Genomic DNA, 14176 nt, shown 5'->3' with positions numbered 1-14176 from the left:
TCAGAAGCTGGAGACATAATCATGCAAGTCATTGGATGGATCGTGCTGGCGCTGGTGGTGGCGGGCGCCATTTTGCTGGGGGTGCCCAGTGTGCGCCGCAGCCTGCTGAGCCGGCCGCTGCTCAATCGCTTCCGGCAAATCCTGCCGCAAATGTCCGAAACCGAGCGCGATGCGCTTGAGGCCGGTACGGTCTGGTGGGAAGGCGAGCTGTTCCGCGGCCGCCCGGACTGGAACCGCCTGCTGGATTTTCCCCGGCCCCGCCTGACGGCCGAGGAACAGGATTTCATGGATCACCAGGTCGAGCGCGCCTGCGCGCTGGTCGACGACTGGAAAGTGTCGCACCATGCGGGCGATCTTTCGCCTGAAGCCTGGGCCTATATCAAGCAGGCCGGCTTCCTGGGCATGATCATTCCCAAGGAATACGGCGGCCTGGGTTTTTCGGCCTATGCGCACTCCGAGGTGATTACCAAGCTGTCCACGCGTTCATCGGCGCTGTCGGTGACCGTCATGGTGCCCAATTCGCTGGGGCCGGCGGAGCTGCTGCTGCACTATGGCACCGAAGAACAGAAGAACCACTACCTGCCGCGCCTGGCGACGGGCGAGGAAATCCCCGCCTTTGCCTTGACCAGCCCCTGGGCCGGTTCGGACGCGGCTGCTATCCCGGATTACGGCGTGGTCTGCAAGGGAGAATGGCAGGGCCGCGAAGTGTTGGGCATGCGCGTGACCTGGGACAAGCGCTACATCACGCTGGCGCCGGTCTGCACCATCCTGGGCCTGGCGTTCCGTCTGTATGACCCGGACGGCCTGCTGGGCAGCAAGAAGGATATCGGCATCACCTGCGCACTGGTGCCTTCCAATCATCCCGGCGTGGAAACGGGCCGGCGCCACTTCCCGCTCAATGCCATGTTCATGAACGGGCCTACGCGGGGGCGCGAGGTGTTCATGCCGCTGGATTTCATTATCGGCGGCCCGAAGATGGCTGGCCAGGGCTGGCGCATGCTGATGGAGTGCCTGGCAGCTGGTCGTTCGATTTCCCTGCCGTCCTCGAATGCGGGGATGGCGCGCATGACGGCGCGCGCCGTGGGCGGCTATGCCCGCGTGCGCAGCCAGTTCGGCGTGCCGGTGGGCCGCTTCGAAGGCGTGGAGGAAGCGCTGGCTCGCATCGGCGGCCATGCCTACGTGGCGGAAGCTGCCCGCGTCATGACGGCAGGGGCGGTGGACCTGGGCGAAAAGCCTTCGGTTGCCTCCGGTATCGTCAAGTATCACGTTACCGAGCGCGCCCGGCAGGTCGTCAATGACGGCATGGATGTGATCGGCGGCAAGGGCATTTGCCTGGGGCCGTCCAACTTCCTGGGCCGTGCCTATCAGCAGGTGCCCATCGGCATTACGGTGGAGGGCGCCAATATTCTGACTCGCAGCCTGATCATTTTCGGCCAGGGCGCCACGCGCTGCCACCCGTATGTGCTGGCAGAGATGCAGGCGGTGCGCGAAAGCGACGGCAAGCGTGCGTTGCATGATTTCGACCGTGCTTTTTGGGGCCATGTCCGCTTCGTCATTGGCAACGTGGTGCGCAGTGGCTGGCACAGCCTGACGGCGGCCCGTTGGGCGGCCAAGCCGCGCAAGGCCGATGCCGCTACCGGCCGCTATTATCAGCAGCTCGGCCGTGTTTCCAGCGCCTTTGCGATGTTGTCCGATATGTCCATGCTGGTCCTGGGCGGCAGCCTGAAGCGGCGCGAAAGCCTGTCGGCCCGCCTGGGAGATGTGTTGTCGCAGATGTACCTGGCCAGTGCGGTGCTCAAGCGCTATGAGGACGAAGGCCGCCAGGCCGAAGACCTGCCGCTGGTGCACTGGGCCATGCAGGATGCGCTGTTCCGCGCCCAGGCGGCCATGGACGGTCTGCTGAAAAACTTCCCCAACCGTTTCGTGGCGGGTTGCCTGCGCTGCCTGGTGTTCTTCTGGGGCCGGCCGTTCTCCGCGCCCAGCGATCGTCTGGGACAGAAGGTGGCGCGCCTGCTGACGGAACCGGGCGCGGCGCGTGAACGGCTGACCGTAGGCTGCTATCTGCCGGCATCGTCCGACGAACCGGTGGGCGCCATTGAACAGGCCTTGCAGGCAACGCTGGCGGCAGACGCCGTGCAGCTCAAGCTGCGTCAGCTCGATAAAAGCGGCTTGCTGGCTGACAACCCGCTGGCCAACGTCCGCGACATGACCGAAGCGGCGCATGCGGCCGGCGCGCTCAGCGACGAGGAATATGCCCTGTTGCGCAAGCGTGACGCGCTGCGCGATATCGTGGTCCGGGTGGACGATTTCCCCTTCGATATCATGGCGGCTGAAGATGCGCCGCAGGGAGGCCGTGCATGAGTGCTCCTGTCTATGTCGTGGACGGCGCACGTTCGCCGTTCCTGAAAGTCCGTACCGGGCCGGGGCCGTTCAGCGCGGCAGACCTGGCCGTGCAGGCCGGGCGCGAATTGCTGCTGCGCCAGCCCTTCGCTCCTACTGACCTGGATGAAGTGGTGATAGGTTGCGCCGCGCCATCGCCTGACGAAGTCAATATCGGCCGCGTGATCGCCTTGCGGCTGGGATGCGGCAACAAGGTGCCGGGCTGGACTGTGATGCGTAACTGCGCGTCCGGCATGCAGGCGCTGGATTCCGCCATGACCAATATCGAGGCTGGCCGCGCCGAACTCGTGCTGGCCGGCGGGGTGGATGCGCTGTCGCGCGCCCCGCTGCTGTTTTCCGATGAAATGACGCGCTGGCTGGCACGCTGGATGGCGGCGCGCTCCACGGGGCAGAAGCTGCGCCTGCTGGGGCAGTTCCGGCCAGGTTTCTTCAAGCCGGTGATCGGTTTGCTCAAGGGCCTGACCGATCCTGTCGTGGGGCTTTCCATGGGGCAGACGGCCGAGAACATTGCCATGCGCTTTGGCATCAGTCGCACGGAGATGGATGCCTATTCGGCTCGCAGTCATCAGCGGGTGCTGGCCGCCCGCGAGGCCGGCGCCTTTCAGGCCGAGATGGCGCCGCTGGTCGATGCCCAGGGCCAGAGTTATGCGGAGGATGACGGCGTGCGCGCGGATTCCACGCTGGAACGGCTGGCGCGGTTGCGTCCTGTATTCGATAGGCTGGGGGGCAGCATTACGGCAGGCAATAGCTCGCAGGTGACCGATGGCGCCACTGTGCTGTTGCTGGCATCCGAGCGTGCGGTGGAAAAATGGGACCTGCAACCCCTGGGCCGGATCGTGGACCGCCAGTGGGCCGGCCTGGACCCAGCCTGCATGGGCCTGGGGCCTGTCCATGCCGTGACCCCTATCCTGCAGCGCCAGGGCCTGGGGCTGGATGGCCCGGAGCTCTGGGAAATTAACGAAGCATTTGCGGCCCAGGTCCTGGGCTGCCTGGCGGCCTGGCGTGACGAGGATTACTGCCGCGAGCACCTGGGAACGGCCGCGTGGGGCGAATTGGACGAAACAAGGTTGAATGTCGATGGCGGGGCGATTGCGCTCGGCCATCCAGTCGGCGCATCGGGCGCACGCATCGTGCTGCATTTGCTGCAGGCCCTGCGTGCGCGTGGCCTGCATCGGGGCATGGCTTCGATCTGCATCGGTGGCGGACAGGGCGGTGCCATGTTGGTGGAAGCCTTGGGCACCGGTGACAGCCACCGGGCGACGCAGCAGGAGGCAGCATGACGGAAAAGAATTGGCAGCATTGGTCGCTGGAACGCGATGCCCAACGCCTGGCCTGGCTCACGCTGGACCGGCGTGGCAGCGCGGTCAATGCCCTGTCGGCCGATGTCATGGCGGAACTGGGCGAAGTGCTGGATATCCTGGAGAAGGAGCCGCCAGCGGGCTTGATCATCCGTTCCGGCAAGAATACCGGGTTCGTGGTGGGGGCCGATATCGACGAGTTTTCGCGAATGGGCGATGAAGGCGCCGCCCAGGCCATCGTGGCACGCGGCTGGAACCTGTTCGAACGCCTGGCCGCCGTGCGTTATCCCACGTTGGCGCTGATCCAGGGGCATTGCCTGGGGGGCGGACTGGAACTGGCGCTGGCCTGCCGCTACCGTATCGTCATAGATGATCCGGGCACCGGGCTGGGCCTGCCGGAGGTGATGCTGGGCATATTTCCCGGCTGGGGCGGCATCAAGCGGCTGCCACGCCTGATCGGCGCGCAGGCCGCGCTCGATATGATGCTGACCGGCCGTCGGGTCAACCCCAGGCGCGCAGCGGCGCTGGGCCTGGTGGATGCGCGGGTGCCTAAGCGGGTCGGCGAGGCGGCGGCGCGGCAGTGGGTGCTGTCCGGCAAGCCTGTGGCGCGGGTGCGCGGCTGGCGCAGTTGGCTGGGCGCCTGGCCGTTGAACCGTCTGGTGCGCTGGCAGGTAAAGCGCCAGCTGGAAAGCAAGGACCCGCAAGGGCACTATCCGGCACCACGCGCCATCCTGGCGCTGTGGGCGCATCACGATGGCAATGCATTGCAGGCGCCGGCGCTGGTGGATTCCATCCTGGCGTCGCAGACGGCGCGCAATTTGCTGCGGGTATTCCACTTGCAGGAGCGTCTCAAGAGCTACGGCAAGACTGATGGACAGGCGCCCGTACGCCATGTGCACGTTGTCGGTGCGGGTGTGATGGGCGGCGATATTGCTGTCTGGTGCGCCTTGCAGGGCCTGCGCGTGACCTTGCAGGACCAGTCCATGAAGCAGATTGCGCCGGTGCTGGCGCGCGCCGCCAAGCTGTACCGCCGCAAGCTCAAGGACAGGCGCCGCGAACAGGCGGCGCTGGATCGCCTCGTGCCCGACCTGGCGGGCCATGGCGCGGCCAGGGCGGACCTGGTGATCGAGGCCATCAGCGAAAACCTGGAAGCCAAGCAATCCCTGTACCGGCAGCTGGAAGCCCGCATGCGGCCGGATGCGCTGCTGGCCACCAACACATCCAGCCTGTCGCTGGAAGCCTTGCGTTCGTGCCTGCAACGGCCGCAGCGCCTGATCGGTATCCATTTCTTCAATCCGGTGGCGCGCATGCCGCTGGTGGAAGTCGTGAGCACCCGCGATGGCGATGCAGAACACCAGCAGGCGGCAGCCCGTGCCTGCGGTTTCGTGGCGCAGATCGGCAAGCTGCCTCTGCCGGTGCGCAGCGCGCCAGGTTTCCTGGTCAATGCGGCGCTGGCGCCGTACATGCTGGAAGCCATGCGTTATGTTGATCAGGGCGTCAGCCCGGCCGGGATAGATGCGGCCATGACGGCATTCGGCATGCCCATGGGGCCGATAGAACTGATAGATACCGTCGGCCTGGACGTGGCGCTGGCTGCAGGCAGGCAACTGGCACCCGACGCCGAACCGCCGCGCTGCCTGCAGCAGAAGATCGACAGCGGCAAGCTGGGCCGCAAAAGCGGGGAAGGGTTCTATCCCTGGCGTGACGGCAAGGCCACCAAGCCGGCTGCAGGCCAGGTGCCTGCCGATCTGGCGGCGCGGCTGGCCCGCACGCTGGCTGATGCAGCACGTCGCCAGGTGGATACCGGCGTTGTGGCGGATGCCGATCTGGCCGACGCCGGCATGATTTTCGGAACGGGCTATGCCCCGTTCACCGGAGGGCCCTTGCGGCATCAAGGGATGTTGTCACCATAAAAATAAAGCAGGCGCAGCACAAGCCCCGGCCTGGCCGGTTCTTTATGGCCAATCCAACGAAGGTTGGTCATTGACGAGGAGACAGAAGATGAAAACACGCAATCTGACAGGGCGCGTTTTTTCCCTGGCGGTACTGGGTGGCGTTGCCACGGCCAGCCATGGCGCGGGATTCCAGTTGCTCGAACAGAGCGCCAGCGGGCTGGGCAATGCCTATGCCGGTTCGGCGGCGATCGCTGAGAACGCCAGTACGATTTACTTCAACCCGGCGGGCATGACGTATCTGCCCGGCGTGAACGTGTCTGGCGGCGCCACGGCCATCCGGCCGTCGTTCAAGTTTCGCGACAATGGGCTCAGCCGCGGCCCGCTGGCGCTGGGCGGCGCGCCCAGTACCTCCAACGGCGGCGATGCGGGCAGCTGGGGCGTCGTGCCCAATGCCTATATGTCGTGGCAGATCAATGACCGCTGGTTCGCCGGCGTCGGCCTGGGCGCGCCCTTCGGCTTGAAGACCGAATACGAGGATGATTGGGCCGGGCGCTTCCATTCGCGTGAATTCGAAATCCGCACCATCAACATCAATCCGTCGGTTGCCTATAAGGTCAATGATTACTTCTCGATCGGGGTGGGGGCCAACTGGCAGCGGATAGACGCCACCTATCGCCTGGCGCAGGTCGTGCCGGTACCGGGCGTGGGCTATATGGAAGGCGATGCCAAGGTCAAGATGCATGGCGATGCCTGGGGCTGGAATGCAGGCGTGATTTTCCAGCCGACAGCGTCAACGCGTATCGGCCTGTCCTACCGCTCCAAGATCAAGCATTCGGCCAGCGGCGGCACGGATATCGAATTGCGCGGCAACGAAGTGGGCAGCGGCGCGGCGCATGCCAGCGTCGATCTGCCCGATACTGCCGTGTTGAGCATTTCTCATGATCTGACCCCAAGTTGGACGTTGCTGGGTGATGTATCGTGGACAGGCTGGAGCAGTATTCCGCGTCTCGATATTGAAAGCGGCGGCACGATCAATCGTACGACTTCGCTGGACTTGCGGTTCCGCGATACCTGGCGCTTCGCGCTGGGAGCGAACTACCGCGTGAACGAGAAGTGGACCTGGAAGGTGGGGGTGGCAGTCGACCAGTCGCCGGTACGCAGTGCCGAATACCGGCCGACCTCGTTGCCTGACAACAACCGCCTGTGGCTGTCCACTGGGGTGCAGTACCGCCACGGTGCGAACACCACGGTTGACCTGGGCTATACCTACCTGCACCTGAAGGACACGCCCATCGACAACGGCAATGTTCTGACCCAGGGCCGCGTGGTGGGGGATTACAAGAGCAGCGGCCATATCGTCGGCGTGCAGGTTTCGACCCGGTTCTGACGATGCGGCCATCCGATTCACGGCATGACTAAGGAGAGTTGCTTGAGCAAGTTCAATATCAAACGCGCCGCGGTGCTGGGGGCCGGCGTGATGGGTGCGCAGATCGCGGCGCATCTGGCCAACGCCGGCATACCGGTCTTGCTGTACGACCTGACGGCCAAGGAGGGCGATCCCAGCGGGATTTCCCTCAAGGCGCTGGCCGGGCTGAAAAAGCTCGAACCGGCGCCCCTGGCCAGCCCCGCCAGCCTGGCGTATATCACGCCGGTCAATTACGACCAGCACCTGGACCAGCTGTCGTCGTGCGACCTCGTCATCGAGGCCATCGCCGAACGGCTGGACTGGAAGAACGACCTGTACCGGCGCGTGGCGCCGCATATCGGGCCGCAGACCATCCTGGCATCGAATACTTCGGGCCTGTCCATTGCGTCCCTGGCGCAGGTGCTGCCGGAAGCATTGCGCCCGCGCTTTTGCGGGGTGCATTTCTTCAACCCGCCGCGCTACATGAAGCTGGTCGAGCTGGTAGCGATTCCTGAAACCAGTCCCGAAGTCCTCGATAACCTGGAGTCGTGGCTGACGACCCGCATGGGCAAGGGAGTGATCCGCGCTTTGGACACGCCCAACTTCATCGCCAACCGCGTGGGGGTGTTTTCGCTGCTGGCAGCCATGCACCACACGACGCGGCTGGGGCTAGGGTTCGATGAGGTCGATGCCCTGACCGGCCCGCTGATCGGCCGCCCCAAGAGCGCTACCTATCGTACGGCCGACGTGGTTGGCCTGGATACGCTGGCACACGTCATCAACACCTTGCGTGACGGCGCGAGCGACGACCCCTGGCATGCCTATTTCCAGGCGCCGGACTGGCTGCAGGGCCTGATCGAACAGGGGGCGCTGGGCCAAAAGAGCGGCCGTGGCGTCTACCGCAAGGTTGGGCGTGAAATCCAGGTGTTGGACCTGGCCCAGGGCGATTACCGCCCGTCGGCCGGCAAGGTGGCCGACGAAGTCGCTGCCATCCTCAAGCAGCGCGATCCGGCCGAGCGCCTGCGCGCGCTGCGGGCCAGCGCGCATCCACAGGCCCGTTTCCTGTGGGCGGTGCTGCGCGACACCTTCCACTACAGTGCGTTCCATCTGGGCGGCATCGCTGCCAATGCGCGCGATCTCGACCTGGCCATACGCTGGGGCTTCGGCTGGGCCCTGGGGCCGCTGGAAACCTGGCAGGCCGCAGGCTGGAACGAAATCGCCCAGGCGATCGAAGCCGATATCGCCGGCGGGGAAACCATGAGCACGGCGTCTCTGCCCCAGTGGGCCAAGGAGCCGGGCCGCCGGGGCGTGCATACGTCCGAAGGTTCCTATTCGGCGCGCGAGCACCGCATCGAGGCGCCGTCCTCCTTGCCGGTCTATCGTCGCCAGTTGTTCCCCGAGCGCGTGCTGGGCGGACAAAATCCGGCTGCGGCCCAGGTGCAGGAAACCCTTTGGGAAAATGATGGTGTGCGCTTGTGGCGCTTGCCGGAAGTCGACGCCGGGGTTGCCATCCTATCCTTCAAGTCGAAGATGCATACCATCGGCGACGAAGTGCTGGAGGGCGTGCTGCAGGCCGTGGCGTTGGCCGAGCAGACCAGCGACGCGCTGGTGCTCTGGCACGAGCCGCCGTTCGCGGTCGGAGCCAACCTCAAGCAGGTTGCGGAAGCTGCTGCGGCAGGCGAGTTCGAGCGCCTGGAACAGACCGTTGCCAAGTTCCAGCAGGCATCGCTGTCCTTGCATTACGCCCAGGTGCCGACGGTTGCCGCCGTGCAGGGCATGGCGCTGGGCGGCGGCTGCGAATTCACCATGCATGCCACGGCCCGCGTGTTTGCGCTTGAAAGCTATGTGGGGCTGGTAGAGGCCGGGGTCGGCTTGATTCCGGCTGGGGGCGGCAGCAAAGCGTTCGCGGTGCGCGCCGCCTGGCTGGCCGCGCAGACCGAAACGCCGGCCGAGGTCTTCCCGTATCTGCAGCCCGCGTTCCGCAACATCGCCATGGGCCAGGTGTCCAAGAGCGCCTTGCAGGCCATTGAGGCCGGCTTTGGCGTACCGACAGATACCGTGATCTTCCATCCTGACGAATTGCTGTGGACGGCCCTGCGCCGTGCGCGCGCGCTGGCCGAAATCGGGCACCGGGTGCCGGCGCGTCCGGGCCAGGTGATTGTGGCCGGCCGCAGCGGCATTGCCAATTTCGACATGCAACTGGTCAACATGCTGGAAGGCGGCATGATCAGCCCGCACGACTACAAGGTGGCGCATTCCGCCGCCGTGGCCCTGTGCGGCGGTGACGTCGATACCGGTGTGAAGGTCGATGAGGATTGGCTGCTGGCCGTGGAACGACGCGAATTCATGGCGCTGCTGCGCACGCCGGAGACGCTGGCACGCATTCGCCACACCCTGGAAACCGGCAAGCCGTTGCGCAATTGAACAAGGAGCATTCATGAGTATGCAGAAACAGGATGCCTACATTGTGGCCGCTACCCGCCTGCCGGTCGGCAAGCGGGGCGGGATGTATGGTCGTACCCGTCCCGACGACCTGCTGGCGGCTGCGCTGCGCGCGGCGCTGACCCAGGTACCGGGGCTGGATCCGGCGCAAATCGGCGATGTCATTACCGGTTGCGCCATGCCCGAGGCCGAGCAGGGCATGAATCTGTCCCGCATGGGGCTGCTGCTGGCCGGCTTGCCCAATGTCGTGCCGGGTTTGACCATCAACCGCTTCTGCGCTTCCGGCCTGCAGGCCGTGGCCGATGCCGCCAGCCGTATTCGGCTGGGCGAAGCGGATGTCATGGTGGCTGCCGGCGCGGAGTCCATGAGCATCATGTCGCAGATGATGGGCAACAAGATTTCCATCAACCCGGCAATCTTCGATGGTGATGAACGCCTGGGCATGGCGTTTGGCATGGGCCTGACGGCCGAGAAAGTCGCGCAGCGCTGGAAGGTGTCGCGCGAAGACCAGGACGCCTTCGCGCTGGAGTCTCACCGTCGCGCCGTGGCCGCCCAGGAAGCCGGCTATTTCGATGCGGAAATCTCTCCCTTCGAGATCGTCAGCCATGGGCCTGGTGACCGCAAGACCGGCGAACCGCGAGTGACGCGGCGCACGGTGAATCGCGACGAAGGTCCGCGCCCGGACAGCAGCGCCGAAGCGCTGGCGCGTCTGCGTACGGTATTTTCGGTGCGTGGTTCGGTGACGGCAGGCAACAGTTCGCAGATGTCCGATGGCGCGGCTGCCGTCGTGCTGATGTCCGAACGCCTGGTGAAGCAGCTGAACTTGCGGCCGCTGGCGCGCTTTGCCGGTTATTCGGTGGCCGGCGTGCCGCCCGAGATCATGGGCATCGGCCCGATCGAAGCGATTCCGCGGGCGCTGGCCCAGGCTGGCATCAGCAAGGAGCAGCTTGACTGGATCGAACTGAATGAAGCGTTTGCGGCCCAGTCCCTGGCTGTCATGCGCGAGCTGGAACTGGACCCGCAGCGCGTCAATCCGCTGGGCGGCGCCATCGCACTGGGGCACCCGCTGGGCGCAACCGGCGCGATCCGCACCGCTACGGTGACGCATGGCCTGCGCCGTACCGGCGGGAAGTACGGCATGGTGACCATGTGCATAGGCACTGGCATGGGTGCAGCCGGCGTATTCGAGGCGCTGTGAGCACGCCGTTGGACTGGCTGAGCCGCCTGCCTCTTGCCTGGCGCGCCCCGGCGGTGCGTCTGGGCTTCAATATGCACCCCGGGTTCCGGGGCATGGGGGGGCGGGTCGTGCATGTCGAGCCTGACCTTTCATGCATGCGTGTGCGCTTGCCCTGGCGGCGGCGCACGCGCAATATGTTGGGGTCCATCTATGGCGGCTCGCTGTTTGGCGTGACGGATGGGCCGCACCCGCTGCTGCTGACGCTGCGGCTGGGGCGTGATGTCATCATCTGGGACAAGCAGGCCGCCATCCGTTTCCGGCGGCCGGCCTACCAGGTGCTGTATGCGGATTTCCGCGTCACGGACGACGAAGTGGCATCCATCCGCCAGGTGCTGGACCAGGAACACGAGACCATCCGCGTCTACAACGTGGACCTGGTCGATGCCCAGGGCACGGTATATGCCACGGTTGAGCGCACGTTGTACATTGCGACGCGGGCGCACTATGCGGAAAGAAAGCGGGAAAAAGAGTTGGGAGCCAGGCAGGCGGCTGCCAGCGCCGACGCCGAGAGCACACAATAAGGGGCTCCATGCGGAGCCGCTGGCGGACAAAGGAGACAATCGTGGAGAAAATCTGGCTAGAGCAGTACCCGGAAGGCGTTCCTCCCATGGTGGACACCTCGGAATACGATTCGCTGATTCATCTGTTCGAGGACAGCTGCCGGCGCTACGCCAACAAAGTGGCGTATGTGTCGCTGGGCAAGGAAATGACCTATGCGGAACTGGACCGCCAGAGCCGCGCCTTTGCCGGGTGGTTGCAAAGCCAGGGTCTGGGCAAGGGGGACGCGGTCGCGTTGATGATGCCCAATCTGTTGCAGTACCCGGTTTGCCTGTTCGGCATTCTGCGCGCCGGTTGCGTGATGGTGAACTGCAACCCGCTCTACAAGCCCAGGGAATTGGAATATCAATTGGTCGATTCCCAGGCCAAGGCGATCGTCATCGCCGAAAACTTCGCCCATGTGCTCGACAAGATCAAGAACCGCCAGCATCTCAAGCATGTCGTGGTGACTGCTGTCGGCGACCTGCTTGGGGGGATGAAGCGCCTGCTGGTGAATTTTGTGGTCCGGCGGGTCAAGAAAGGCGTGCCCGTGTGGTCCTTGCCGGGGCACGTGTGGCTGCGCGACGCGCTGGCCCGTGGTGCCGGCCAGCGTTTCAACCCGCCAACGCTGGGCGCGGCCGACCTGGCCTTCCTGCAATACACCGGCGGCACCACCGGCGTGGCCAAGAGTGCGATGCTGTCGCACGGCAACCTGGTGGCGAATGTCTGCCAGGCGCATGCCTGGATTCGTTCGGCGGTGCGCGAAGGCAAGGAATGCATCGTGACGGCCTTGCCGCTGTACCACATCTTCGCGCTGACGGCGAACTGCCTGATCTTCATGAAGATAGGCGCGCGCAACGTCCTGGTGACCGATGCGCGTGACATTCCCGGCCTCATCAAGACCATGCGCAGTTCCGGCATGACGGCGTTTACCGGGGTCAACACGCTGTTCAATGCCTTGCTCAACCATCCCGAGTTCGAAAAGCTGGATTTTTCCCAGCTGCGGCTGACGCTGGGGGGCGGCATGGCCGTGCAGCGCGTCGTGGCCGAGCGCTGGCGCCAGATTACCGGTACGCCGCTGGTTCAGGCCTATGGCCTGACTGAAACCTCGCCGGCGGTAACCATCAACCCGATGGATGGCCACCACGTGAAAGGTTCCATCGGCCTGCCGCTGCCGTCGACCGAACTGAGCATCCGCAATGACGACGGGCAGGAAATGCCGGTGGGCGAAGCGGGGGAAATCTGCGTGCGCGGCCCCCAGGTCACGTCGGGCTATTGGCAGAAGCCCGAAGAAACTGCCTTGGCGTTCTATCCGGACGGGTTCCTGCGCACTGGCGACATCGGCTATGTGGATGACAAGGGCTTCGTCTTCCTGGTAGACCGTAAGAAGGACATCATCCTGGTGTCCGGCTTCAACGTCTATCCGAACGAAATCGAGGATGTCGTGGCCACGCATCCGGGCGTAAAGGAAGTGGCTGCCATTGGCGTGCCGGACCCGCGCTCGGGCGAAGCGGTCAAACTCTTCGTCATCCGGCGCGACCCGGCACTGACTGCAGAGGATTTGATCGCCTTCTGCCGCCAACAACTGACCGGCTACAAAATCCCCAAGCACGTGGAATTTCGCGAAGACCTGCCGCGTACCAATGTCGGCAAGATCCTGCGCCGGGAATTGCGCTGAGTTTCCCCCCTGGCTGGCAAGGGGGACCCTGCCGGCCAGGGACAGTGAAGGAGGCAATGCAAGGCATGGTATTGCCAGCACGGGGTTCTGCCTGCTGTCTGTATGTCTATATATAGAGGTCGGTATGGACGGGGTAGGCACTGGCAGGCTATCCGAGCAGGATAGTTCCAGGCAGGGGGTGACCGGTGTGAGCCCGGCAGCCGGAGGCCGTCAGTGGCTCCACTTTGGGTTGGCTCACTTTGCATAGGCCTGCTGGTGATCAGGTCATCTATATATAGGTCATCAGGTATATCGAGAGCGCCATGGCCCCAGGTGGTTGGGGTACGCCTTGATTGGCAGATGGCATGAAGCTACCGTGGCCTCTGCGACCCCTCGGGCTTGCTTGCCTGGATATAGTAGGGACCTGGACAAGCACGGCCGTTGCTATCCATGCGTTGCCACCAGCTGAGCGCTGCAGCCAGGGCCCGTGCCAGGCGTTCTGGTGCCAGAGAGCAGGGGACGGCTTCCTATCGTGGCCAGCGCCAGCGGCGCCAGGGCCCGTTTCCCTGGGGCGGAACAGCTTTTTTTGGCTGAACAAAAGATTTTCTTCGAAAAGTTTTACACGGTGATGAAAAGCGTGCTATATTTCGTTTTCTGTTGAGCGACGCAACAAATTCTTCGGAAAGCGAAGCGGAGTTCGACGGGGGCCGGAAACGGAGTTTGTTTTCAGGCGCTGCGGTTTGATCCTTGAGGACGGCCAGGCGGTGCGGGAAGCAGGTTCGGCAGGGTTTTGAAGAAAGGTTCAGCAAGTGTTGACAAGCTTCAAAACTTCATGTTATAGTTTCTAGCTCGGTTGCTTAGTAACTCAGGGTTAACCCTAGCGGGTGGTTCTGATAAGCGGCCGGAAACGAGGTCTGGTGGGTTTACCCAGGCGGCGTTTTTCAAGTAGGGATTCAGTGGATAGCCGCTAAGTGGCAAACGAAACTGAGTTGACAAACCTGAAAAACTGCTTCATAATCTCGTTTCTCTGCTGATGCAAATCAGCGAAACGCGAAAGCGATGCAGTAGGAAGTTTAGTAGTTCAGTACCGAATTTGCAGTAACTGCTCTTTAACAACTTAACAGCCGATAAGTGTGGGCGCTTGGAATGAGTGTGCGATCCCAGCAATGGGAATGCCAAAATTATCAAGTGCCTACGAAAGAAGTAAGGTTTTTATACCTCACTTCCTTTGAAAGCAAAGCGACATATTTCCGTCCCGGAAACGGGAAGGTATATGTAAACAACAGAGATTGAACTGAAGAGTTT

8 protein-coding genes are annotated in these 14176 nt (G+C 63.8%); all 8 read left to right on the top strand.

The window, feature by feature from the left end; translation table 11 throughout:
* The first annotated feature begins 21 nt into the window (after positions 1–21).
* The 8 genes from EV679_RS13955 (at position 22) to EV679_RS13920 (ending at position 12892) form a co-directional block, all read left to right on the top strand.
* Positions 22–2361: an acyl-CoA dehydrogenase gene (locus EV679_RS13955; protein WP_207224937.1), complete on the top strand. Its 2340-nt coding sequence runs from the start codon at positions 22–24 to the stop codon at positions 2359–2361.
* Positions 2358–3680, top strand: coding sequence for an acetyl-CoA C-acetyltransferase (locus tag EV679_RS13950; RefSeq protein ID WP_130487547.1), 1323 nt, complete (start codon positions 2358–2360; stop codon positions 3678–3680). The genes EV679_RS13955 and EV679_RS13950 overlap by 4 nt, the downstream gene beginning before the upstream one ends.
* A complete protein-coding gene (locus EV679_RS13945) occupies positions 3677–5611 on the top strand; it encodes a 3-hydroxyacyl-CoA dehydrogenase NAD-binding domain-containing protein (RefSeq protein WP_130487546.1) in 1935 nt (644 codons plus the stop codon). The genes EV679_RS13950 and EV679_RS13945 overlap by 4 nt, the downstream gene beginning before the upstream one ends.
* Before the next feature lie 88 nt (positions 5612–5699).
* The gene (locus EV679_RS13940) at positions 5700–6980 is read left to right on the top strand and encodes an OmpP1/FadL family transporter (RefSeq protein WP_130487545.1); all 1281 of its coding nucleotides are present in this window, start codon (positions 5700–5702) and stop codon (positions 6978–6980) included.
* A gap of 42 nt (positions 6981–7022) precedes the next feature.
* On the top strand, positions 7023–9422 hold the full coding sequence (locus EV679_RS13935; protein ID WP_130487544.1) for a 3-hydroxyacyl-CoA dehydrogenase/enoyl-CoA hydratase family protein: 2400 nt from the start codon (positions 7023–7025) through the stop codon (positions 9420–9422).
* Positions 9423–9435: 13 nt separating this feature from the next.
* A complete protein-coding gene (locus EV679_RS13930; protein ID WP_130487543.1) occupies positions 9436–10638 on the top strand; it encodes an acetyl-CoA C-acyltransferase in 1203 nt (400 codons plus the stop codon).
* Positions 10635–11198, top strand: coding sequence for a DUF4442 domain-containing protein (locus EV679_RS13925; RefSeq protein WP_242611502.1), 564 nt, complete (start codon positions 10635–10637; stop codon positions 11196–11198). Before EV679_RS13930 ends, EV679_RS13925 begins: the two co-directional genes overlap by 4 nt.
* 41 nt (positions 11199–11239) lie before the next feature.
* Positions 11240–12892, top strand: a complete 1653-nt coding sequence (locus tag EV679_RS13920) for an AMP-binding protein (RefSeq protein WP_130487542.1) — start codon at positions 11240–11242, stop codon at positions 12890–12892.
* The last annotated feature ends 1284 nt before the right edge of the window (positions 12893–14176 follow it).

Source organism: Kerstersia gyiorum (assembly GCF_004216755.1).
Classification (GTDB): Bacteria; Pseudomonadota; Gammaproteobacteria; order Burkholderiales; family Burkholderiaceae_B; genus Kerstersia; species Kerstersia gyiorum.
This window is presented reverse-complemented; position numbering and strand designations above follow the sequence as displayed.